Annotated in this window: 24 protein-coding genes; 14 read left to right on the forward strand and 10 right to left on the reverse strand. The window is 32.5% G+C overall.

Translation table 11 applies throughout. The features are described 5' to 3' along the window. Nucleotide 1: 1 nt before the first annotated feature. Both BM239_RS09455 and BM239_RS09460 read right to left on the reverse strand, forming a co-directional pair. Entirely contained in the window at nucleotides 2–643 is a 642-nt protein-coding gene (locus BM239_RS09455) for a hypothetical protein (protein WP_092207936.1), read from the reverse strand. A gap of 4 nt (nucleotides 644–647) precedes the next feature. Then, nucleotides 648–1,142, reverse strand: a complete 495-nt coding sequence (locus tag BM239_RS09460; protein ID WP_092207938.1) for an RNA polymerase sigma factor — start codon at nucleotides 1,140–1,142, stop codon at nucleotides 648–650. Between the two features lie 129 nt (nucleotides 1,143–1,271). On the opposite strand from BM239_RS09460, the gene BM239_RS09465 reads away from it, so the two are divergent. Next, nucleotides 1,272–2,552 carry an NAD(P)/FAD-dependent oxidoreductase gene (locus tag BM239_RS09465; RefSeq protein WP_092208173.1) on the forward strand — a complete coding sequence of 427 codons (1,281 nt, stop codon included), beginning with the start codon at nucleotides 1,272–1,274 and terminating at the stop codon, nucleotides 2,550–2,552. A gap of 61 nt (nucleotides 2,553–2,613) precedes the next feature. On the opposite strand, the gene BM239_RS09470 is transcribed toward BM239_RS09465, so the two are convergent. Together BM239_RS09470 and BM239_RS09475 are read right to left on the reverse strand one after the other, a co-directional pair. Beyond that, complete coding sequence (locus tag BM239_RS09470; protein WP_092207940.1) at nucleotides 2,614–3,279, reverse strand: lysoplasmalogenase; 666 nt, start codon at nucleotides 3,277–3,279, stop codon at nucleotides 2,614–2,616. Between the two features lie 43 nt (nucleotides 3,280–3,322). Next, on the reverse strand, nucleotides 3,323–4,597 hold the full coding sequence (locus BM239_RS09475) for an alpha/beta hydrolase-fold protein (protein WP_177209018.1): 1,275 nt from the start codon (nucleotides 4,595–4,597) through the stop codon (nucleotides 3,323–3,325). A 156-nt stretch (nucleotides 4,598–4,753) separates the two neighbouring features. Between BM239_RS09475 and BM239_RS09480 the strand changes: the two genes are divergently transcribed. The 6 genes from BM239_RS09480 to BM239_RS09505 all read left to right on the forward strand — a co-directional run bounded on the left by BM239_RS09480 (nucleotide 4,754) and on the right by BM239_RS09505 (nucleotide 10,512). Continuing rightward, nucleotides 4,754–6,907: a TonB-dependent receptor gene (locus tag BM239_RS09480; RefSeq protein ID WP_092208174.1), complete on the forward strand. Its 2,154-nt coding sequence runs from the start codon at nucleotides 4,754–4,756 to the stop codon at nucleotides 6,905–6,907. A gap of 150 nt (nucleotides 6,908–7,057) precedes the next feature. After that, nucleotides 7,058–7,678, forward strand: coding sequence for a tetratricopeptide repeat protein (locus BM239_RS09485; protein WP_092207944.1), 621 nt, complete (start codon nucleotides 7,058–7,060; stop codon nucleotides 7,676–7,678). A gap of 27 nt (nucleotides 7,679–7,705) precedes the next feature. Continuing rightward, nucleotides 7,706–9,037, forward strand: a complete 1,332-nt coding sequence (locus BM239_RS09490) for a 2TM domain-containing protein (protein WP_092207946.1) — start codon at nucleotides 7,706–7,708, stop codon at nucleotides 9,035–9,037. Then, nucleotides 9,037–9,354 (forward strand): 2TM domain-containing protein, encoded by a 318-nt coding sequence (locus tag BM239_RS09495; protein ID WP_092208176.1) that lies wholly within the window; start codon nucleotides 9,037–9,039, stop codon nucleotides 9,352–9,354. The genes BM239_RS09490 and BM239_RS09495 overlap by 1 nt, the downstream gene beginning before the upstream one ends. A 36-nt stretch (nucleotides 9,355–9,390) precedes the next feature. After that, the gene (locus tag BM239_RS09500) at nucleotides 9,391–9,720 is read left to right on the forward strand and encodes a 2TM domain-containing protein (protein WP_092207948.1); all 330 of its coding nucleotides are present in this window, start codon (nucleotides 9,391–9,393) and stop codon (nucleotides 9,718–9,720) included. 36 nt (nucleotides 9,721–9,756) lie between these two features. Next, entirely contained in the window at nucleotides 9,757–10,512 is a 756-nt protein-coding gene (locus tag BM239_RS09505) for a LytR/AlgR family response regulator transcription factor (RefSeq protein WP_092207950.1), read from the forward strand. Nucleotides 10,513–10,527: 15 nt separating this feature from the next. Here BM239_RS09505 and BM239_RS09510 read toward each other — a convergent pair whose 3' ends face one another. Next, nucleotides 10,528–11,700 (reverse strand): LETM1-related biofilm-associated protein, encoded by a 1,173-nt coding sequence (locus tag BM239_RS09510; protein ID WP_092207952.1) that lies wholly within the window; start codon nucleotides 11,698–11,700, stop codon nucleotides 10,528–10,530. Nucleotides 11,701–11,848: 148 nt separating this feature from the next. Here BM239_RS09510 and BM239_RS09515 point away from each other — a divergent pair, with 148 nt between their 5' ends. The 4 genes from BM239_RS09515 (at nucleotide 11,849) to BM239_RS09530 (ending at nucleotide 16,737) form a co-directional block, all read left to right on the forward strand. Beyond that, the gene (locus tag BM239_RS09515; protein ID WP_092207954.1) at nucleotides 11,849–12,499 is read left to right on the forward strand and encodes a DUF4331 family protein; all 651 of its coding nucleotides are present in this window, start codon (nucleotides 11,849–11,851) and stop codon (nucleotides 12,497–12,499) included. 33 nt (nucleotides 12,500–12,532) lie between these two features. Next, the gene (locus BM239_RS09520) at nucleotides 12,533–13,105 is read left to right on the forward strand and encodes a DUF4331 family protein (RefSeq protein ID WP_092207956.1); all 573 of its coding nucleotides are present in this window, start codon (nucleotides 12,533–12,535) and stop codon (nucleotides 13,103–13,105) included. Nucleotides 13,106–13,183: 78 nt separating this feature from the next. After that, nucleotides 13,184–14,479: a tetratricopeptide repeat protein gene (locus BM239_RS09525; RefSeq protein ID WP_245758222.1), complete on the forward strand. Its 1,296-nt coding sequence runs from the start codon at nucleotides 13,184–13,186 to the stop codon at nucleotides 14,477–14,479. Between the two features lie 20 nt (nucleotides 14,480–14,499). Then, nucleotides 14,500–16,737, forward strand: a complete 2,238-nt coding sequence (locus BM239_RS09530) for a TonB-dependent receptor (RefSeq protein ID WP_092207958.1) — start codon at nucleotides 14,500–14,502, stop codon at nucleotides 16,735–16,737. 135 nt (nucleotides 16,738–16,872) lie between these two features. On the opposite strand, the gene BM239_RS09535 is transcribed toward BM239_RS09530, so the two are convergent. From BM239_RS09535 to BM239_RS09555, 5 genes are all read right to left on the reverse strand, one after another. Next, nucleotides 16,873–17,952: a glycoside hydrolase family 53 protein gene (locus BM239_RS09535; protein WP_092208180.1), complete on the reverse strand. Its 1,080-nt coding sequence runs from the start codon at nucleotides 17,950–17,952 to the stop codon at nucleotides 16,873–16,875. Continuing rightward, complete coding sequence (locus tag BM239_RS09540; protein WP_092207960.1) at nucleotides 17,952–18,713, reverse strand: DJ-1/PfpI family protein; 762 nt, start codon at nucleotides 18,711–18,713, stop codon at nucleotides 17,952–17,954. Before BM239_RS09540 ends, BM239_RS09535 begins: the two co-directional genes overlap by 1 nt. Before the next feature lie 72 nt (nucleotides 18,714–18,785). Further along, complete coding sequence (locus tag BM239_RS09545) at nucleotides 18,786–19,619, reverse strand: anti-sigma factor (RefSeq protein WP_092207962.1); 834 nt, start codon at nucleotides 19,617–19,619, stop codon at nucleotides 18,786–18,788. After that, complete coding sequence (locus tag BM239_RS09550) at nucleotides 19,619–20,152, reverse strand: RNA polymerase sigma factor (RefSeq protein WP_092207964.1); 534 nt, start codon at nucleotides 20,150–20,152, stop codon at nucleotides 19,619–19,621. Before BM239_RS09550 ends, BM239_RS09545 begins: the two co-directional genes overlap by 1 nt. A 93-nt stretch (nucleotides 20,153–20,245) precedes the next feature. Next, nucleotides 20,246–20,845, reverse strand: a complete 600-nt coding sequence (locus tag BM239_RS09555) for a superoxide dismutase family protein (protein ID WP_092207966.1) — start codon at nucleotides 20,843–20,845, stop codon at nucleotides 20,246–20,248. Nucleotides 20,846–20,982: 137 nt separating this feature from the next. Here BM239_RS09555 and hemN point away from each other — a divergent pair, with 137 nt between their 5' ends. The 3 genes from hemN (at nucleotide 20,983) to BM239_RS09570 (ending at nucleotide 23,958) form a co-directional block, all read left to right on the forward strand. Further along, nucleotides 20,983–22,347 carry an oxygen-independent coproporphyrinogen III oxidase gene (gene hemN, locus BM239_RS09560; RefSeq protein WP_092207968.1) on the forward strand — a complete coding sequence of 455 codons (1,365 nt, stop codon included), beginning with the start codon at nucleotides 20,983–20,985 and terminating at the stop codon, nucleotides 22,345–22,347. 78 nt (nucleotides 22,348–22,425) lie between these two features. After that, a complete protein-coding gene (locus BM239_RS09565) occupies nucleotides 22,426–23,256 on the forward strand; it encodes a universal stress protein (protein WP_092207970.1) in 831 nt (276 codons plus the stop codon). A gap of 198 nt (nucleotides 23,257–23,454) precedes the next feature. After that, nucleotides 23,455–23,958 (forward strand): c-type cytochrome, encoded by a 504-nt coding sequence (locus BM239_RS09570; RefSeq protein WP_092207972.1) that lies wholly within the window; start codon nucleotides 23,455–23,457, stop codon nucleotides 23,956–23,958. Nucleotides 23,959–23,965: the final 7 nt, after the last annotated feature.

The raw sequence follows: 23,965 nt of genomic DNA on the forward strand, positions 1-23,965 counted from the left end.
ATTACAAGTCTAATTTTTTAAGTTCAGTATAGTTTTTGTTTAAGCGTCGTAAGAGGAGACCATAAATTAACCAATAAAACAAAAGTAAAACGAGTATAGTTATAACTAACACAGTGATTACCGTAATGGTGAAGGTTGTATAAAATTGTAGCGACTTACCATTTGCTGCGGCTGTATTAACTAAATTAATAAGGTCTTGGTCTTGCTCAAATTCTATAAATAAGGCAATAACTACTGCAACTATAGAAAAAATTAAATTAAATGCCACATAATGTTTAACAGTTCTGCGGGTTTTTAAAATTTTCTCCATTAAAGATTTGGTACTGTCAGTTACTGAAATACTCTTATAGTTTTTGTAAAACACAAAGAAAAAATAACCTAAAACAAGGTAGCTAATTATTGTAAGTGGAATGATTGCATAGTCAGCGTCATAGTTGTTAAATTTTTTAATGCTTTCATTGTCTTTTAAAGCAAATGACAGGACACTCCAGAATATAAATTCAAGCAAACTCAAAATAAAGATCCATTTTACAATGGAGGACGATTTTTTCAAAATCATCTTATAAATATCATCGTAAGACAGTTTAGGAAACTTATTAGTTTCCTTTTTCCAGTCTTTTTTTAATAATTCTAATTCATCCATAGGATTACGGATTTAAAATGGTTTTTAGCTTGGTTTTAATACGGTTCATTTTTACACGCGCATTCACTTCGCTAATACCCATTGTTTCACTTATTTCTTTGTAATTTTTATCTTCTAGATATAAAAACACTAAAGCTTTTTCAATATCATTTAACTCTTGAACAGCATTGTATAACAATTTTAGTTGCTGCTCTTCAGTATCGTCATATTCAACAGCTTTAATTTTAAATTCAATACTATCAAATTCCTGTGTTTTTATTCGGCGTTTTTTCTTTCTGTAAAGGGTTATAGCTGTATTAAGTGCCACACGATACATCCAAGTACTAAACTTTGAGTCACCACGAAATTTTGGAAATGCTTTCCAAAGTTGTATGGTAATTTCTTGAAATAAATCATTATGCGCATCTTGATTATTGGTGTATAGTCTACACACTTTGTGCACAATATTTTGATTCGTTTCTAGCTGTTCAACAAAACTATGTTCTAATGATTGGCTCAAATTATTGGTTTAGTACTGTATAAGTAGCATAATTATTAAAAAGTTACAGTGTAAACAAATATATTTGAAAAATAGCCTTTTTGGTAACTATAGTTTATCTTTGAAAGGCGTTGATAAATGTCTATTTTTATGAATATTCCAAAGTCTAATTTTCCCAGAATTGTAGTAGTTGGTGGTGGTTTTGCAGGTATAAATCTTGTAAAGTCATTAAAAAATAAACCGGTTCAAGTTGTTCTAATTGACAAAAGAAATTATCATACTTTTCAACCATTGCTTTATCAGGTTTCTAGTTCAGGTTTAGAGCCCGATTCTATTGCTTATCCACTTCGGAAAATTATAAAATCTGCAAACAATATTTTTTTTAGATTGGCAGAAGTGAAGGCTATAAATACTCAATCAAATTGTATACAAACTTCAATTGGAGAATTAAGTTATGATTATTTGGTATTAGCCACTGGAACCAAAACTAATTTTTTTGGCAATCAAGAAGTGGAAGCTAATAGTATGCCAATGAAAACGGTACCACAAGCGTTAAATATTAGAAGTTTAATACTTCAGAATTTGGAAAAAGCAACTATAGCTAAAACAGTTGAAGAGCGTCAAGCTTTTTTAAACTTTGTAATAGTTGGAGGTGGCCCAACAGGTGTGGAATTAGCTGGTGCAATAGCGGAACTTAAAAATAATATTGTACCAAAAGACTATCAAGATTTGAATGCGAATGATATGCATATACATTTGCTAGAAGGGAGTAAGCAGTTATTACCGCCAATGAGCTCTCATGCATCTAAAAAAGCAGCAGATTTTTTAAAGGATTTAGGTGTTCATATTCACTGTAATACGTTTGTTAAAAATTATGATGGCAAAAAGGTAGAAACCAATACGGCTTTAGAGTTAGAGTCAGAAACTTTAATTTGGGCTGCTGGTGTTACGGGAAATCCTGTTAAAGGATTGCCTTCTGAAGTACTTTTTGAAAAGTTAAACCGCTATCGAGTGAATTTGTATAATCAGATTGAAGATTTCCCAAATATATTTGCACTAGGAGATATTGCATATATGGAAACTGAAGCCTACCCAAAAGGACATCCACAGGTAGCGCAACCTGCTATTCAGCAAGGTCAGTTATTTGCTAAAAATATCTTGAAATTGATTGCTAATAAGCCCATGAAAGAATTCAAATATAATGATAAAGGTTCTATGGCAACAATAGGTAGGAATAAAGCTGTTGTGGATTTAGGTTCGTTAAAATTTTCTGGTTTTTTTGCTTGGTTTGTTTGGATGTTTATTCACCTAATGGCTTTAGTCGGTTTCCGAAATAGAGTGGTAGTTTTCTTTAACTGGACGTACAATTATATCAATTTTGATAAAGCTGCCCGTTTAATTATCAGACCTTTTAACAAGTTAAACCATTAGTTTACGTAAAATGTAAAAACCCTTGATTATTAGTGTTTTAATGTTTTATTATAAGAAAAATCTATTGCTCTTTTAAGAGCCCAAATACAATACGCAATTGCGCAAAAGCATAGGTAAACATAATACTAAAATTTGAATAAGGCAAGGGCTCATAAAACTTATTTAAAGCCAATAAACTGTCTGAAACCATAAATAAAATGGCACCTATAAAAACTAACTTATAGCTGCTATTTGATACAGTGCCTTTTCTTAAATAAGCAGTTGTTGCCATGGTTAATATAACTAACATATAAATAATAACAGGAAGTAACAGATTGCCAAGATTGTTTTTCAAAAGATAAAAGAGTAGCCCACCGTATAGGAGTAGTATAATACTAAAGAAGGTAGGTTTCTTATTAGCATTTCTTCGCTTTAAAAATACTAAAATGTAAAAAACATGAGCTGTTAAAAAGGCAACCAAACCAAGTGTAAAAAAGTGTTCAGATTGATCTACAAACATCAATAAAATATCACCCAATAACGAAAAAACTAAAGCGCTTAACGTGAGCTGTTTTATTTTATTTGGAATAGTTAAACTTCTATTGAAATAGAAAATAACTAGTGACAGTAATAGGGCTGGTTTAACAAAATAATGTACGAACGGAAAATATATTCCTGTAAATACTTCTGCAACTAGTATTAGACAAAATAAGATTATGAATAATTTTTCAGATTGTGTTAGTATCATATTGTAGATGTGCTTAATGGGTTTTAGTAGATTTTTTTTGTGTTTAAGGTCTGTCTGCTTTGGCTAATAAAGCATTTAACTTATCCTTTGAATACCTGTTGCCTTTACCTGTATTTATGGCTTTTTTAAAGGCGATAATTGCTTTATCAATTTCGCCAACTTCAGAATAGAAATCACCTAAAGAATCGAAGACGTTGGATTTATTAGGATAATTCTTAACATTAAGCTTGAAAAACACTTCTGCTTTATCAAAAAGTTTACGTCTTAAACACCCATAACCAAATTGGTTAACCAATGATTCTGGTGGTAAAACAGTATAACCTAATTTTGAAGATACAATTTCGTAATGATCTGTTAGTGTTTTAATAAGTGTTGTTTCATTAATTTTAGGATTAATAATTAAAGGAATGTATGTCTTATCCAAATCGTACCACAAAAAAATATAACGCAGTGCATCATAAGTCGCAATTAGTGGCAAACTGCTATGACCTTCATTTGGGTAATACTGGTATTTAAATTCAAGTTCGGAAGTAGATTTTGGAACAACTTGAGTTGAAAATTCTAATATATCTCTAATATGTTGTGTTTGCTTAGAGGTATCTTGAACTACATTTTTTAATGTCATATTAGTTGTCATTGTATTAGCAATAGCTACATACAAGGTTTCGTTAGACAATTTTTTATTGTTTAATATCATTTTGGCTTCCTGCAGTGTAGCAGAATCAGACCACCATAAGCTAGGGTCTAAAGCTATATAACTATTGAAAATTTCTGGGCGTTTTAGCATGGTATTAATAACAGTTAAACCACCTAGTGAATGACCAATAAAAAGTCTGTAAGGTTTAGTTGGGTAGGTTTTATCAATGAAAGGGATTAATTCTTTTTGCATAAATGCCATGAATGTTTCTCCTCCTCCAGACGTATTTGGACCGTTTTCTTTATTACCATGTTTGGGTGTTAAGTCTCTTAATCTGTCAGTATTTAGAATGCCAACAACAATCAATTTAGGTATAATGGAGTTATTTTTACTACTTAAAGCCTCAATCATACCAACTACTGATTTAAAATGCGTATTTCCATCAAGAAGATAAACTACAGGGTAAGCTTCTTCAGAATCAGAATAAGCTTCTGGGATATGTATCCAAATTGTTCTTTTTTCGTTTAATATTGAAGAGTGTATAGTTTGAGTAAAGCCAATGTTTAATATACCTTCTTGTGTTGTTTGCGACACACTATTATTAGGAATTATAAATACTAAAAAACATATTAAAGCTATAAGCTGTTGAGGTTCATGTGGGAATTTAATAAGTATTTTCATAAGACTGATAATCATATCCTCTAAAATAGTATTTAATTTTTTAGTAGAGTCTGAATTTTACATTTCAGTCATTAAATTATACAGTTGGGTAGGTATCTTTTTTCATAGTTATAACATACCGTAATATTTGTTATTTCAATAATGAAAACAACTACTATGAAAACCTTATGTATTATTATTCTCACACTAATTCCCTTTTCTACTTTTTCTCAAATTGAAATAACAGGTGTTGTCCTAGATTCTAAAAACCATCCTGTTGAAGGTGCCAATATATATATTGAAGGCAGTTACGATGGTGCCACGTCAACAGAAACTGGAGCATTTAAATTTCAAACTTCTGAAACAGGAATACAAACTTTAATCGTGTCATTTCTTTCTTTTGAAACATATCAACAAACAGCTGATATAACCGCTTTTTCAAATATGACTATTAAACTACGCGAAAATGTAAATGCTTTAGATGCAGTTGTTATTTCAGCGGGTACCTTTGAAGCAGGCGATGCTAGTAAAATTTCTGTTTTAAAACCATTGGATGTGGTAACAACAGCAAGTGCATTGGGTGATTATGTTGGTGCTATACAAACATTGCCAGGCACAACGACTGTTGCTGAAGATGGACGGTTATTTGTGCGTGGTGGTGATGCTGGTGAAACGCAAATATTTATTGACGGTATTCGGGTGTTTACCCCATATACACCTACAACAAATAACATTCCTACTCGCGGTAGGTATTCGCCATTCCTTTTTGATGGTATTTCATTTTCAACGGGTGGTTATTCTGCTGAATTTGGTCAAGCTTTATCCAGTGTGCTGCTTTTGAATACTATAAACGAACCAGATCAAAATAAAACTGATATTGGAATTATGAGTGTTGGTGGTTCTTTAGGTCATACCAAAAAATGGGAAAAGCGCTCTTTAAGTGTTAACGGATCATACATTAATTTGGCGCCATATGTTGCTTTGTTTCCTGATAGAAATGATTGGGAAAGGCCATTTAATGGTGGTTCAGGAGAGGCAGTTTTTAGACAGAAGTTTAATTCAGGTTTGCTTAAATTATATACTGCTTTTGAGTCTGGTGGGTTTGCTGTTACTCAAGAAGATATTAATGTGCCTGAAGGCGTTTACTTTAAATTAAAAAACAATAATCTTTACTTCAATGGCTCTTACCGAGGCATGCTGACAGACAATTGGTCTATTTTTGGAGGTTTGAGTTATACACACGCTAAAAATAAATTTAAAAGATTATCAGATAATATTATTGATGCTGAAAATGCTATACACGCTAAATTTAAATTAAAAAGACGCTTTAACAATAGGTTGAAAGTCCAGGCAGGCGCAGAATATTTTTCTACCGATTTTAACGAACAGTTTGAAAGTTTCATGTCGGAGAGGCTATCTTATGGATTTAAAAATAATATTTCAGCAGTTTTTACGGAAGCTGATGTTGTTTTTTCAAAAAAATTCGCTTTAAAAGGAGGAGTCAGGTTTGAATACAGTGAATTATTTAAACAAAGTACGGTATCACCTCGTTTGTCATTAGCCTATAAAACCTCTAACAATAGTCAGGTGTCATTGGCTTATGGTCATTTTTATCAGAATCCCGATAATAACATCTTGAAGTTTAATCAAGATTTAAATGCTCAGAAAACAACACATTACATATTAAACTATCAGCTAAATAGAGATGGACAAATTTTTAGAGCTGAAGCATTTTATAAAGACTATAAAAGCTTGGTAAAATATGATACAGAGTTTGCAGATTTTACAAGTAATTATAATAATCAAGGATTTGCATACGCTCAAGGGATTGATTTATTTTGGCGTGATAATAGTAGTGTTAAAAATATTGATTATTGGATAAGTTATAGTTTTCTGGATAGTGAGCGCAATTATTTAAACTATCCGGAAGCCGCCACACCAAATTTTGCAAATACGCACAACTTGTCTATTGTGGGGAAATATTGGATTGAAAAATGGAAAAGTCAAGTAGGAGTGAGTTATAATTTTGCATCTGGACGTACTTACACTGACCCAAACCGTGATGGTTTTTTAAATCTGAAAACCAAAAGCTTTAACAACTTAAGTCTAAATTGGGCTTATTTAGTAACGCCACAAAAAATACTATATCTATCTGTAAATAATGTCTTGGGTTTTAATAATATAAATGGCTATCAATATGCTAATATACCAGATGCCAACGGAAACTTTACCAGTCGTGCTTTAAAACCTGCTGCAGATCAGTTTTTCTTTATTGGATTTTTCTGGACTATAAGTGAAAAAGGTACGGATAATCAATTAAATAATTTATAACCTATAAATCTCTTTAATACGGCATCTTGTTTTGTTACAAAGGTAATTAAATCACAACTCATCCATAAAAACTAACAGTTGGGTCGTTTGGTTTTTGTTAAGCTGTATTTCTATTGAATATTTGTACCATCAAATAAAAACAATAATATTATGAAATCATTAGTAATCGCTTTAATTTGTTGTCTTGGATTTACTAGTCAGGGGCAAAATAATTTTGAAAAAGGTATGGCTAAAGCCTTTAATTTATGGCAGTCTGGAAATATGGGTGCTGCAGAGCAACTATTTGAGCGTATAGCAGATGCCGAAACAGAAGAATGGTTGCCAAGTTACTATGTTGCGCAAATAAATAGTATAAAAAGTTGGGCAGAAAAAGACGCTCAAACCCTAAATGCGCAATTAAATAAAGCTCAAAATTATTTAGACCTAGCCAAAGCTATTGAGCCTAATAACCCTGAAATATTTGTTATGCAAGCACATATCTATACCAATTGGGTAGTTTTTGATGGTGCTACCTACGGAATGAAATACAGTACTAAAATAAATGACCTGTATAATAGCGCTTATAAATTAGCTCCAAACAATCCGAGAGTTGTTTATAATAAAGCAGAGTGGGACATGGGAACTGCCAAGTTTTTTGGTAAGGATACCAAGCCGTTCTGTAAAGATTTTGCTAAAGCCATAGAACTTTTTGCTACCTTTAAACCAGCATCAGATTTTCACCCTAATTGGGGAAAGGAGCGTGCATTACAAGTGTTAGCTGACTGTAAATAATCTACAAAATTAACAATCTTTAGAACCATGAATAGATTAATTAAAAATATTGTACTTACTATTGGTATTGGTGTTTTGGTTTTCTTAATAGGAAATGCACTATCTCGTGGTTTTGAATTTGATAGTTTTAACGATTTTCTAATAAACTTCATGTTCTATCAATTATATGCATTTATTCTTGGGTTTTCAAATATGTATTTTTTTGGTTATCTGGGAAGACTTAATTGGAAAGAAGATGAAAGTATTAAACGAATTATAATTGGCATTTTAGGTTCGGTACTCATTACATTATTTGGGTTATTTCTTTTACATATGTTCGAGGCCCTAGTGTTAGAGAATAAAAGTTTTGAAACCTTTATTGCAAACGAATCTTATAGGAGTTATACCTTTGGACTATGGATTACATTAACTATTGTAATTTCGTTTCATGCGGTTTATTTCTACAAACAAACTCAAGAGAAAAAGGTCAAAGAATCTCAAATTGTTGCCCAAACACAAACAGCTAAATTTGATGCGCTTAAAAATCAATTAGATCCACATTTTCTTTTTAATAGTTTGAACGTATTATCCAGTTTAATTGAAGAAAACCCTGAAAATGCCCAACAGTTTACCACGTCTTTATCAAAAATATATCGTTATGTTTTGGAGCAGAAAAATAAAGATTTAGTTTCTGTAGATGATGAATTGGAGTTTGCTAGAACCTATATGATGCTGTTAAAAATGCGTTTTGAAGACAGCATTGTATTTGATATTCCCAATCAAGCTTCCAACCCAGAAAGTAAAGTTGTGCCACTAGCACTTCAGCTTTTGTTGGAAAATGCAGTTAAGCATAATATGGTAACTTCTAATAAACCCTTACACATAAAAATATATGAAGAAGAAGGTTATTTGGTTGTCGAGAATAATTTGCAAACCAAACAAGTATTAAAAAAGAGCAGTGGCGTGGGATTAAGTAATATCACCGAGCGCTACTCATTATTAACAATTAAAAAAGTATCTATTAATCAAGAAGCAACGGTTTTTAAAGTGTCAATTCCAATGCTCACGAAACAAATTACAATTATGGAACCACAACAAATTACAAACAAAGAAGAAGCCTATTATCGTGCTAAAAAACAAGTAGAAGAAATAAAAGGTTTTTATGGGAATCTTATTTCTTATTGTGTTGTTATACCTTTTTTAATTTTTTTAAATTATAAAACATCTTGGGGATTTCAATGGTTTTGGTTTCCCATGCTAGGATGGGGAATGGGTATTATATTTCATGCCTTTGCAGTGTTTGGTTATGGAAAGAAATGGGAGGAGCGAAAAATACAAGAAATTTTAAACAAAGAATCTAACCAAAAAAAATGGAACTAATGAGAAATGATTTTAATTTTGAAATGCAAGATCGGATGGATCGTGCTAAAGCAGAAGTAAAAAAAATAAAGGGTTTTTATTCACATGTCTTGGTTTATGTGGTTATAAATTTGATGATTGTAGTCATTAATATTCAAGATTTAGAACCTGGCGAGAGCTACTTTCAATTCCAGAATTTTTTCACATTAACATTTTGGGGACTTGGATTACTAGTTCATGGCTTATCAGTATTCTTACCAAATTGGGTTTTGGGTAAAAACTGGGAAGAACGGAAAATAAAAAAATTTATGGAACAGGATAAATACCGTTCTAAATAAAAAAAATCTATAGAACTAAAATAAAGAAACAGTAGTATGAAACGAGATACTCTACATAATTATTTAAGGTTAAAAGCAGAAAATAAAGTTAAAAGACTGAAAGGGTTCTACTTTCATCTCTTATTGTATTTGATGGTGAATTTGGTTTGGTTTTGCGTTTTATTATTTTCAAATCATTTGTCAACTTATTATGAATACGGATTTTGGGGAATGGGATATGGACATGTGTCTACAGCGGTTATTTGGGGTGTTATTTTGGTTGTTCATTATTTACTTATTTCAGGTATCAACTTGTCATTTTCAAAAAAATGGGAAGAACGAAAAATCCAAGAGTTTCTTGGAAAGGAAAAACAATATTGGGAATAGCATTAAAAATTATTTTTAATAAAAGAAAATACACAAATGAAGGTCATAATAATAGAAGACGAAAAACCATCAGCAAGACGTTTACAGCGCATGCTTGATAAATTAGGAATCCAAACAGAAACCATGTTACATTCGGTTGAAGAATCTATTGTTTGGTTTCAAAGTAATCCACATCCAGATCTGATTTTTTTAGACATTCAGTTAAGTGATGGTCTGTCTTTTGAGATTTTTGATGAGGTACAAGTCAAATCGGCTATTATCTTTACAACGGCCTATGATGAGTATGCCCTTCAAGCCTTTAAATTAAATAGTATTGATTATTTACTCAAGCCTATAGATCGTGTTGAATTGGTTCAAGCTTTAGAGAAATTTAAAGAACATCAATTTAAAGAGCAACAAGTAGCTTTAGATTTTAATGCTATAAAAAACTTACTCGTTAATGCTGCTGAACCAGAATATAAAAAACGCTTTTCAGTAAAAGTAGGACAACACCTAAAACTCTTTCCTATTGATGAAATAGAATGCTTTTATAGCGAAAATAAAGGCACGTATTTACATACCAATCAAGGAAGAAGCTATTTGTTAGATACCACTTTAGAACAATTGGATAACGATTTAAATCCAAAGCAATTCTTTAGAGTAAGCCGAAAATTCTACGTGAATATCCATGCTATTAAAGATATGGTGAGCTATACTAATTCCCGATTAGAAATAAAATTATATAATTATAATGATCAAGAGGTTATTGTTGCAAGAGAACGTGTTAAGGATTTTAAGCAATGGTTAGAATAATCTTAAAGATTTAAATTAATTGTCAACCCGATTATCATCAAAAGCAGAGGGCAGTAATTTAGGGATAAACTTAATAACAATTGGCAACAACAATGCGCCTCCTGGTAATAAAAAGATAGCCAAGCTTGGTATGGATTTAAAAACATCTAGCAACTGATTGTTTACCCGTTTTTGTTCGTCTTCGTTTAATTCCCTTATGGTAGATTGGGTTAAAAGTTTCATTAAGTCCTTACTCTCTTGAAGCTCTTTCACCAATCGCTTACTGTTACGAGAAATAAGTTTAGTGACCATTTCACTAGAATTGTTGTAAAACGTTTTTACCACATTTTTTGAACTTAATAACGCTATTTTGTTTTTATGTTTTTTGTAAAACACATTAATGGCGCTTGTGGCTTCGTCAGTGTTAGTGACTTCTAAATCTAAATCTTCCGATAATTTATTTAGAAAATCATATTCCTTTTTATCAATAATGGTGTCACCCCAAGCTGCCATACAGGCAATGTCTAATAAATAAAATTTTTCTAGTGGTTCAGTAATATAACTAAGGGCTTCATTATAAGCCATTTTTTTTGTGTCATGATATCGTCGGGATTGCTCAAATAAATCTATGAGACTTTCATCATAATCACTTTTCAGAATTTTTGAATTTAAGGTTTGTATCACAACCGTCTCTATAGCTGCTTCTAGATTTTTCAAATAAACCTCTGAAATCTGTTCTGTTTTTAAATACATTTTATAGGCTAAAATATCTGTGAATAATAGCGCATTTGTAATAAAATAATTAAAGCTTCTTTCTATAAGGTTGTCATCAATCTGAACGCGTTTATGGAGTATTTTTTCTAGAGTAGATACATTTTTTTTGCCACCAAGTAATTCAGAGAAAAAGGAAGCCTTGTAGGCATTTATATGTGTGTAAAAGTCAATGATACTATCAACAAAACTACTGGAAGTAATGGTTGTGCTATGAATGTAGTTAAATGCTGTAATTAAATTTACTTTACATATTTCTTCACTAGTAAAATCTGTATTAACAACGTAATCTTTAAAAACACTTACGTTACTTCCATAAATAAAACCATTTCGTCGTAGTTCTTTATAAAAATCGTCCGTAGCAATCGTAGAAAGGCTTGTGCTAAAATTTTCTACGAATAATAGTTTATTAATCCAGCCATGTGCTGATGGGTTCATGTTTACTTTTTTTAAGAGTGTAAAGATAAATTATTAATCCAAAATGAGCATATTAAATCACGTTAACAAAATTTTAACAAAACCGACTTTAAAGTTATTGCGTAGGTATGTTTGAGAGTCAATTATTAATTAACAAAAACTCAAAATTATGAAAAACATGAAAATTTATTTAGGAATCGGTGTTGCAGTCGTAGCAGGTTTCTTTTTGGTAGCAGCCGATCATATCGATGCACCAGCAGTATCAGGTGGTACAAGTGATATTACCGATTTTTACGCCTTTCAAGGGCAAGACACAGATAATCTCGTGTTTGTAGCTAATGTTCAAGGTTTAATAAGCCCTGCCAATACTGGCAATGCCGCATTTGATGAAAATGTGCTTATTGAATTTAATATTGATACAAATGATGACAAGATTGAAGATTTAGTTATTCAAGCAATTCCTCGAGATGGAAAAATGTACTTTTTTGGACCAACAGCACCATCAGTAACAGGTTTAAATAGTTCCATACTAACTGGAAATGCTAGTGGAAGTGTAGATATTTCTACATATGGACAATCTGCTGTTATTGAAGAAGCTAATCAGATGAAGTTTTTTGCAGGCCCAAGGGACGATCCATTCTTTATGGATTTTGCACGCTATGGTGATATTATAGCTGGAAATGAAACAGCGTTTGCTAATCCAGGATCTGATACGTTTGCAGAAACAAATGTATTATCTGTAGTTGTTGAAGTGCCTAAAAACCTAGTTGGTAGTTCAGGAACTATTAATACGTGGGTTGAATCAAAACGCAAGCAATAAGTAAATAACTAACAAATTTAAAACACAGATATTATGAAAAATTTAAAATATATATTAAGTATTGTCGCTATTTCAGCTTTAACGTTAAGCTGTTCAAACGATGATGATTTTACACCAACACAAGGTGGACCTACTGGGCCAGATTTCTCTGGATTGTATACTCAAGAAGATCAAATGGGTAGACCAGCTGTTAATACTGTTTTTGTATCAGGTGATAGTAAAAATATGTTTAACAAAACTATTCCATCGCAACAAAATGGGGCATTTCAAAGTATGTTTCAGGCAAATTTAGAAGGCTTGAGTCCAGCGTACGCTAACCCAGGAGATGAGAATGCTTTAGGTTTAACTTCTGAACAATTTACAGGCTTATTAGCTACTGATGTCCTAACGGTTTCTTTGGATGGACCAACAACCTTTTTCGATGGAACAAATGTACTTACAGGTCGTAATTTAACAGATGATGTTATTACCGTAGAGCTAATCTTAATTTTTGGAGGCGAAACAGGATTAACTGCTCCAGAATTCCCTGGATTATCTAATGATAATGTAGATAGTAATGACAAAGATTTTTTATCTGAATTTCCATATTTAGCAAGCGCTTGGTAGGAATTCCAAATCAGAGCATGTGAGGGCATGCTCTGATTTTTTTAATACAAACAAACAAACAAACAAAAACAAAAACACATGAAAACTTTAAAACACGCTATCGGATTATTGGTTTGCATGCTAATTATAACGGGTTGCGAAAACCAACCAACAGCAATAACTGACAAATCAGATTATAATAATTATTTAGAATTAGTCGCGAATGAAGCGTTGCAACAAGCTGAAACGGATCTTCAATTTTGGGAAAAAAAGCTAGAAAAAGAACCTTCGCAATATCCTTATGTAGCTAAAATTGCAGCGTCTCATTCCCGATTATTTAAAATTACAGGAAAGGTTAGTCACTTAAAAGCTGCTGAAAAAAACTTATTAGTAGTAAATGAACGTACTAAATATAATCATGTTGGCTATTTAAGGGCGTTATCAAGAAATTATATTTCGCAACACCGCTTTCGTGACGCTAAAGCGTTACTTGAAAAAGCCAAATCTAATGGCGAAAATATTGAGGCGACCTACAAAATGCTCTTTGATGTTGAATTAGAATTGGGTGACGTTGTTTTGGCTAAAACATATCTGGAACGCATTAAAAACTTAAGTGATTTTGATTATTTAATTCGCCTTTCAAAATGGAGTGATCATCAAGGAAATTTAGATGCAGCTATTAAATATATGGAACAAGCAACCACTATTGCTGAAAACTCTAATATAAATAGTTCTAAAGAGTGGGCTTATACCAACTTGGCAGATTTTTATGGACATGCTGGAAATATAGAGCAGTCTTATAATTATTATTTGAAAGCATTAGCCATTAATCCTAATGACGCCTATGCTAAAAAAGGAATTGCTTGGATTGTGTATTCTTACGAAAAGAATCCAAACGAAGCGACACGTATTTTAAATTCTATAACAGATAAATACCAAGTTCCAGACTTGTATTTACTAAAGGCTGAAATTGCAGAATTCATGAAAAATGAACAAGCTAAAGAAGCACATATTAATAGGTATTTAGAACTGGTTTCCAACGAATCTTATGGTGATATGTACAATGTTTATAACGTGGAGCTTTTTTTAGATACAGAAAACAAGCAAGATGACGCTTTGCTATTGGCTAAAAAAGAAATTCAAAATAGACCAACAGCCCAATCTTACGATTTGTTAGCGTGGAGTTATTATAAAAAAGGAAATGTTAAAAAAGCGTTAAGTATAATGGAAGAATTTGTTATTGGTAATACTTTTGAGCCGCTTGTTATGTACCATTTAGCCTCTATTTACAAGGCAAATGGCTTAACCGAAAAAGCCAATAAACTAAAACCGGAATTACTAGCTAGTTCTTTTGAATTAGGCCCTGTTTTAGCACAGAAGATTTCTCATATTTAATCACCACCATAAACCAAACTATGAAAACTAAAAACACATTTAAATTTATATTTTTTCTAATTGTAAGTCAATTAGTACAGGCTCAGACAATAAAAGGAACAGTATCTGATGAGGAAGGCAAGCCTATTGAAAATGCCTATATCTATAACATTAACTCAACAAGTCATGCACATTCATTATCAAATGGATCTTTTATAATTGAAAACAATCAAATAGGCGATTCTTTAAGTCTCGGCTTATTAGGTTATGAAAAAAGAACAGTGGTGGTTGTTAATGAATACTTTCAAAATGGACTTCAAGTTACTTTAAATAGTAAAACGGTTCTCTTGAATGAATTGGTAATTACTGAACAAGTAAATGCCATGAACAGTATTTCTAGAGTAGATTTGGAAACGAATCCCGTAAACTCATCACAAGAAATATTGCGTAAAGTACCAGGACTCATTATCGGTCAGCATGCAGGTGGAGGAAAAGCCGAGCAGATATTTTTGCGTGGTTTTGATATAGATCACGGAACTGATATTAGTTTATCTGTAGATGGTATGCCGGTAAATATGGTGTCACATGCGCATGGTCAAGGTTATAGTGATTTGCATTTTCTAATTCCAGAAACTATAAATAACATCAATTTTGGTAAAGGGCCTTACTATGCTAACAAAGGCGATTTTGCAACAGCTGGTTATGTGGATTTTAATACCAAAGATCAGTTAAACGGAAGCGAAATAAGCTTGAGCTATGGGCAATTTAATTCCTTACGAACTTTAGGAATGTTTGATTTACTTAAAAACAATAAACGCTCTAATGCTTATGTGGCATTAGAATATATTGAATTTGATGGTCCTTTTGAATCGCCACAAAATTTCAACAGACTCAATCTATTTGGGAAGTTCAGTACTTATTTAAAAGGGAATGATAAACTATCTCTAACAGTGTCGCATTTTACAAGTCGTTGGGATGCTTCAGGACAAATTCCGCAACGTGCTGTGGATAGCGGTTTAATTTCTCGTTTTGGTGCTATTGATGATACAGAAGGCGGAAATACCTCAAGAAGTAATGTAAACGTGGCTTATGATGCCATTTTAAAAGATGATTTACAATTTAAAGCCAATGTGTTTTACACAAAATATGCTTTTGAATTGTATTCTAATTTCACTTTCTTTTTAGAAGATCCTATTAATGGTGATCAGATAAAACAATACGAGAATCGCGATATTTTTGGTTTCAACAAAGCTTTTATTAAAGATACCAAAGTTGGTTCTGTAGAAACCAAAATCACATCTGGTTTTGGACTGCGTTATGACCAAGTTAATGATGTGGAATTGTCTCACACGCTAAACAGAAGTGAAACATTAGATAATTTAGCACTAGGAAATGTAAACGAAACCAATATGTTTGGTTTTGTAAATGCCGAATTTAAATTGAACAAATTTATTATAGCTCCAGCCTTGCGTTTGGATTATTTCAAGTTTATGTATAATGATGCTTTAGTTACAGACTATGAAACATTGTCTGAAACAAAAACAACGGTAAGCCCGAAGCTAAATTTCTTCTACAATCAGAATAACAATTTACAATGGTTTTTAAAATCTGGTATTGGGTTTCACTCTAATGATACACGAGTCGTTGTAGCACAAAGCGGTGAAGATATTTTGCCAAAAGCATATGGCGTAGATTTAGGAGCTATTTGGAAGCCTTTTCCTAAAATGGTAGTAAATACCGCACTGTGGTATTTGTTTTTAGAGCAAGAATTTGTTTATGTTGGTGATGCAGGTATTGTAGAACCAAGTGGACAATCAGAGCGATATGGCGTAGATTTAGGGTTGCGTTACCAATTTACCGATTGGTTGTATTTTGATACAGACGCAACAATTACACACGCTAGAAGTGTTGAAGAACCTGATGGATTTGATTATATTCCTTTAGCACCCGATTTTACATTAACGGGAGGATTATCTGTTAATGATTTAAATGGTTTCTCCGCAGGAATTAGATATCGCTATATTGATGATAGACCTGCAAACGAAGATAATTCTATTATTGCCGAAGGTTATTTTGTTACAGATTTAAATATGAACTACGCCTTTAATAAAAATTTTAGTGTAGGTGTTGCTATTGAAAACGTATTTGATACTGAATGGAATGAAACGCAATTCGCTACTGAATCAAGATTACAGAATGAGATTGATCCAGTTGAAGAAATTCATTTTACGCCTGGAACACCTTTTTTTATAAAAGGTATTGTAAGCTATAAGTTTTAAGTGTTTGTTGTTGATAAAGATAACTGGTAAACTGCTTTTTTTATAGTGGTTTGATTAGTGTTTTTGTTAGTTTGTGAGCGTCTGTTTTTAACAGGCGCTTTTTTTTATAAAATAAGCCGCTTCATTATAAAAAAATTAATCTATTTGAAACGCCTTTATAACTGGCAGTGCTTCATTATTAAAATTAAATAGTGCTTGATTTTCCCATGGTGAACCATTAGTTGATTCTGGCCCTTTCCAAGCTATGAGTTCGGTTCCCCAGTAACAAAAGCCTAAACCTTTTTCTGTATCTAAAACTAGGTTTTTAATTGCGTATATAAACTGTTCTTGTCCTAGTGGCGAAGCTGGAAATTCTGGTAAAATAAGCTGATTTTCTAAACCAACTATATTATTTGTAAAATCGTTGTATTCCAAGGTAAATGGGTATGCTGTTTCCGCAATAACAATATGTTTATTGTGTTGTGTACTCAAACGAGTCATAGCGTTCCTTAAGTTAGTCAGCGATTTTCCATGCCAAATAGGGTAGTAGGATAGCCCAATAATATCATAATCTAAATCTGAAACTTGATTAAAAAACCAATCCGCATTTTCAATACCAGCAACATGAAGCATAATTTGTGTTTGGTTGGAATGTGTTCTCACGGCTTCAATTGCTGTAGATGTTAGTGTTTTAAACTGATTTATGTTTGTCGATATGTTTCCAAACGGGTGGAGTAAACCTGAATTAATTTCATTTCCAATTTGGATGTAATCGGGTTTTAATTCGTTGGCAACCTGTTCAGTATAATTATAAACAGTGGTATGTAATTCTGTAATAGATAAGCTTTGCCAAGCCACCGGTATTATTTGCTGCCCTGGGTCTGCCCAAGTATCCGAATAATGAACCGCTATCCATGTTTTAAAACCTCTAGCTTTTAGAGTTTCTGAGAACTGTTTGACTTCATTTAAACTGGAATGATTAGTACTCGGGTTTACCCACAAACGCAGGCGTATGGTATTCACGCCATTGTTTTTTAGAATATCAAGAAAATCTACTGGATTTCCATTAAAATCATAAAAAATAGGGTTGGTTTCAGATATTTCTGGGTAGCTTGAAATATCTACTGCCGATATAAAACTCGTTTCAACAGGTTTTATATTACCAACGGAATCGTCATCTTTACTACACGAGAATACTATAATTATAATAAAAATTGAAAATAATTTTTGATGCATTAATTTGTAAATTTCCAAGTTTGTAACCGGTTTAAGTAAAGGTAGGATTCAACAAATTTTCTGTGTTCCACATGGGTCATTTTTTCTAACAAATTCAATGCTGAAATATAACTGGCTAAATTCCCATTAGAAGAACTGAATTTTCCATCTTCAACAAAAGTAATAGTTGCATCGTCTTGAACTTTTAAGTTTGGATAATCTTTTTGAAGTTGTTCACCACCACCAATCCAGGTAACTATCTTGTGGCCATCTGCAATGCCAGATTCACCTATTAATCGGGCACCAGCACAATTACTGACTGTATAAAGGGTTTCCTGATTTTTTTCTTTTATGAATTCTATTATGTTTTTGTTGTGAACTTGCGCATACATATCGTAAGCGCTTGGAACAAAAAGAACATCTAATTTCGGACAGTTTTTAAATGTATAATCTGGTACAAAATGCATCCCTTCTTCGGTCGTTATGGCTTGGTTGGTTTCTGCAATGGTAATGACATTAAAAAGTTGTTTTCCTGATTCACTTGCTTTTGAAAATACGTCAGATGCCGCAATCACTTCACTTTGTAAAACACCAGAATACATAAGTAAACCAATAGTAGGTAAATTACTGTTAAATGGTTTTATATGTTTTGCTAACGTATCGGAAGAAATTTCAGTGACCTTCCTAGCTTTTGTCTTTTCAACTTTTTCATTTGTAGTATTATTACAATTGAATATTAAACATACTAACAAAAATAAAGTAGCATAGTTTTTAATAAGCATATTTTTTATTAGTGTTTATGTGGAATAAACAAAAATAAACATTTAAACGTAAAAGTCAGTTAATTATGTGTTTTAAGAATTAGTTTTAACGGCACCAAGAGTGTATAGTTGTTCCATAGTTGGAGAAGCACTACCGCCTGCAGGCTCTAATGTAATTCCAAAAGCTTCAGATTCATTGGCATTTTCAATAGTAAATATTTTGTTGGCATTAGTATTGAATTCATCAATAGTACCTAAACTGGTAGGAGAAAGCGGGTTTAATGTTAAGGACCATACTTGATACACCTTACCAGCAGGAGGTTCTGGTAAACCTTGCACATCTAAATATACGGTATTGGCACCTTTATCCCAATATACGTTGGCATAGGATTCTGGCGAAACAGCTTGACCAGCAAGTGGTACTGTCAGAATATCTTTATCCCGAAGTACTGAAAGCAATTTTTGAACTTCCGTAAGATTGGCTGTGGTTTCAGAAATGCGTTCTTCTAATAAGGTATTATCAATGGTTTGTTCTTGTAATTCAGTTTCAACCACTTGAATATCCGATTTCAAAGCGCTATTCTGATTAAATAAATACATTAAACCTATAACAAGTAATACTGATGCTGCCCAGCCAGAGTATGTAATCCAGTTTATTATTGGTTTTTGTTGTATAGGAATTACTTTGGGTTCATTATTCTCGTCAAGGCCTAACTTTTCCCTAACGGCTTTAAATATAAATTTAGAATTTTGAGGAGAAGCGGCAGCTGTTAACTGCATAATAGCAGCTTCAATCTTTAAAACTTCGTCTAATAAATCCGGATTTTCAAGAAGTTGATTATAAATCGCTTCATTTTCTTCTTCGGTAAGACTACCAGCTATGTAAAGCTCTAAAATTCCAGATTCTATGTATTCTTGATTTGTCATTATTTAACGTCGAGCATGATTCGGAGCTCATTTATACAGTTTCTATTTCTTGTTTTAATAGTGCCAATTGGCATTTCTAAAGTTTCGGAAGCTTCTTTTTGGGTATATCCTTTAAAATATAGCAACTCAATAACTTCTATACATTTTTTGGCTAACTTATCAACAAAACCTTTTATACCTATGGCATTTGTCTGTTCGTTTAAGCTTTCATTGTTTTCTAATATATCTACGAAAAAATCCGCTTGTAGGTTTTTTTTTGAATTCTTAAAGGTTTTAGATCGTGTTTTGTCTATGGCAGCATTTCGAGCTATATTGAGTATCCATGTAAAGAAACGGCCTTTTTTGGCAGAATAGGAGTCTGATTTATGCCAAGCTTTTATAAAAACATCTTGCATGACTTCTTCTGCTAAATCGTTATCACGAACAATATTATAAATAACACCATGCATACTTTCGCTATACATATTGTAAAGGGTTTCAAACGCTTTCTCGTTTTTATTTTGAAATTGTGAAACCAATGTTTCTAATTGCATATAGTTTATATTAAGTGTACAAAGTAGGAAATATATGGCAATAAAAAAAGCTGCGATATGCAGCTTTTTTTATAATTATTTTTTACTAGAAATTTACTCAATAACACCTGCACAACTTACACGTGCACCTGCGTCTCCAGAAGGTTGTGATGTAAAGTCGTCTTGTCCTTTATGTACAATTACGGCTTTGCCAATAATATCTTTTGCAGGATCGCCACAACCAATACACCATTGGTCTGTAGTAAAGGTAATGGTGCCATTTCCGTTTTCTTCGGCTACAAAATTACCAATATCACCTTTGTGATATCCTTTAACGTCTCCCCATTTTCCATGAGGTTCACCTGTAGGATTCCAGTGACCACCTGATGAGGTACCATCATCTGATGAGCAATCAGCCGTTTCATGAAGATGGATGGCGTGCATACCTGGCTCTAAACCACTCATAACAGCTGTCATCGTTACAGAACCATTTTCTTCATTAAAAACTACACTACCTGACACATTACTACCACTCTTGGAATTTAAATCTGCGGTTACTTTTTTGATTGCCATAGGTTCATCTTCCATAGGAGTTTCTTCAGTAACCATTTCGGTTTCTGTAGTTTCCATTTCGGTATTTTCTTTTTTATCATTTTTACAACTTGTAGCTATAGCTAAAGTAGTTACAAGCGCTAAAAGGCTTAATTTTTTCATTGGATTTGTTTGTTTTTGTGTTTATCCGAAAGTTACATATTTTTTCACATAAAATAAAATGTTGAAGCATATTGTATGATAATTATCATATTTTTTATTCTAAAAAGACGCTAGTTTTGCCTCATAATTAGTTAGGTATGACAAAATTATTAGTAAACAAATATAATGTAGCTGGTCCTAGGTACACCAGCTATCCAACCGTTCCGTATTGGGATGACAATACATTTTCAATTGCTAAATGGAAAACAAGCTTACAGAAATCTTTTAATGAGAGTAATGATAATGAAGGTATTAGTTTATACATTCATTTACCGTTTTGTGAAAGCTTATGTACCTTTTGTGGTTGCAACAAACGGATTACAACACGGCACGAAGTAGAATCGCCTTACATTAAATATGTGTTAAAAGAATGGCAATTATACGTGCAAGAATTAGGACATACTCCTTACATTAAAGAATTGCATTTAGGAGGCGGGACACCTACTTTTTTTTCACCTAAAAATTTGGAACGTTTAATTAATGGCATTTTCTCAATAGCTGAAAAGGCTGAAAATTATGAATTTAGTTTTGAAGGCCACCCAAATAATACCACCAAAGCACATTTGGAAACCCTCTATAATTTAGGGTTTCGTCGTGTTAGTTTTGGTGTTCAGGATTATAATGAAACTGTACAAAAGGCTATTCATAGAATTCAGCCGTTTGAAAATGTAAAACGTGTAACCGAAGAAGCACGCGAAATAGGATACTCATCCATTAGTCATGATATTATTTTTGGTTTACCATTTCAAACGGAAGAACATGTAGCAGAAACTATAAAAAAAACCAAACAATTAATGCCAGACCGCATTGCATTTTATAGTTATGCTCATGTACCATGGATAAAAGGTAATGGGCAACGTGGTTTTAAAGATACCGATTTGCCTTCAGCTGAAAGCAAACGCAAACAATATGAATTAGGGAAAGAGCAATTGGATGCCTGTGGATATGTTGAAATAGGTATGGATCATTTCGCTCTAAAAACCGATAGTTTATACCTCGCTACAGAGACTAAAAATTTACATCGAAATTTTATGGGTTATACAGCTAGTAAAACCCAAATAATGGTTGGTTTGGGTGTTTCTGCTATAAGTGATAGTTGGTACGGTTTTGCGCAGAATGAAAAGAAAATTGAAGACTATTATAAGCGTTTAGATGCTAATGAGATTCCAGTTTTTAGAGGTCATATTTTAAATGCTGAAGATTTAATTATTAGACGTCATATTTTAAATCTTATGTGCCACTTTGAAACGAGCTGGAGTTTGAATACCAATTATTTTAAAGAATTGCCAGATGTCTTAATTCAATTAAAAGAATTAGAAAAAGATGGCTTAATACAAATAAATACACATGCAATTACAGTTACTGAAAACGGCAGGCCATATGTTAGAAATGTATGCATGGCTTTTGATTTGTTGCTTCAACGAAAAAAACCAGAAGCACAATTGTTTTCAATGACCATTTAAGAAAAAATATAGAATTAATAATCAATCCAAAAAAACGTTCAATCGGTAGCTTGTCGTTTTAATTTAAATTTTAATATCATGAAAAAAATAATTGTACCCATAGATTTCTCTGAATATTCTGAATATGCATTAGAAACTGCAGCCATTTTGGCGAAAAAGAATCATGCTGAAATTTTAGCTTTACACATGCTTGAATTATCTGAAGCTATTTTAACCAAAGGTTCTGACAGTCAAATGGAATCATTATTTTTTATGAAATTAGCCGAAAAACGCTTTAACGAGTTTTTAGATAAAGCGTATTTAGACAACATTAAAGTAACGCCTATTGTAAAGCATTTTAAGGTATTTAGTGAAGTTAATGAAGTCGCTAAAGAAAACCAAGCAGATTTGGTAGTTATGGGATCTCAAGGTAGCAGTGGTATTAAAGAATACTTTGTTGGATCAAACACAGAAAAGGTTGTACGCTATTCAGATATTCCAGTTCTAGTTATAAAACATAACCCAATTTTAACCGAGTTTGAAACCATAGTCTTTGCATCCGATTTTTCTGATGATGCTGTGTCTGCATACCTAAAAGCTAAAGACATGTGTAACACCCTACAAGCCAATATGAATTTGGTTTATGTTAATTTACCAGGAGAAAGCTTTAAAAGTACAGCAGAAATGGAAGGTAAGGTAGTTACCTTCCTTAAAAAAGCGGAAGGTAATCTGGAGAGCCTTTCAAAAGTAACCTATGTTAGTGATTATACAGTAGAACAAGGAATTTCAAATTTCGCAAATCTTATTGGTGCAGATTTGGTTGCTGTGGCAACGCATGGAAGAAAAGGTATTGCCCATTTTTTTGAAGGAAGTATTTCCGAGGATGTCGCTAATCATTCAACCCTACCAGTCATGACATTTAAAATTTAATTTTCATAGTTTTTAGTAGTAATTTTTATTAGTATGTGAAAAGAGTCAGCCTTTAGGGGTTGCCTCTTTTTTTTATTTGTAAATTAAGGTGTTAACCGCATGAAAAAATAAATAAGATAAAAATATCCGAAATATGATAATTGTCATATTTTAAGCAAGTCTTTATTGATATTTTTGATGCATAAATTTAAATATACTATGAGAACATCACTAAAATTAATGACGGTATTATTCGCAATTGCTTTAATAGGTTGTGGCGGAAAAGAAGAGAAGAAGAAAGAATCTTTCTCTTATGAAAAGAAAACACCAAAAACAGAAACTACAACTAAAAAAGAAGAAGCGGTGCCTGCCTCAAAAAAAGTTGATTTAACTAACAAAGGCGTTGGGCCAATTACTTCTGTAACATTGGATGCCGAGATAAATCAAGCCATGGCAGACCAAGGTTCAGAAATCTACAAAAAAATGTGTACTGCTTGCCATAGAGTGGACAAGAAATTTATTGGACCAGCACCAACAGGTATTTTGGAGCGTAGAACACCAGAATGGGTAATGAACATGATTTTAGCTCCAGAAAAAATGGTGAAAGAAGATCCGTTAGCAAAAGAATTGTTAATGGAATTTAATGGGTCTCCAATGGCTAATCAAAATCTCACAGAAGAAGAAGCAAGAGCCGTTTTAGAATATTTCAGAACTTTAAAATAAACCCATT

Source organism: Algorimicrobium echini (genome assembly GCF_900115185.1).
Taxonomy (GTDB): domain Bacteria; phylum Bacteroidota; class Bacteroidia; order Flavobacteriales; family Flavobacteriaceae; genus Algorimicrobium; species Algorimicrobium echini.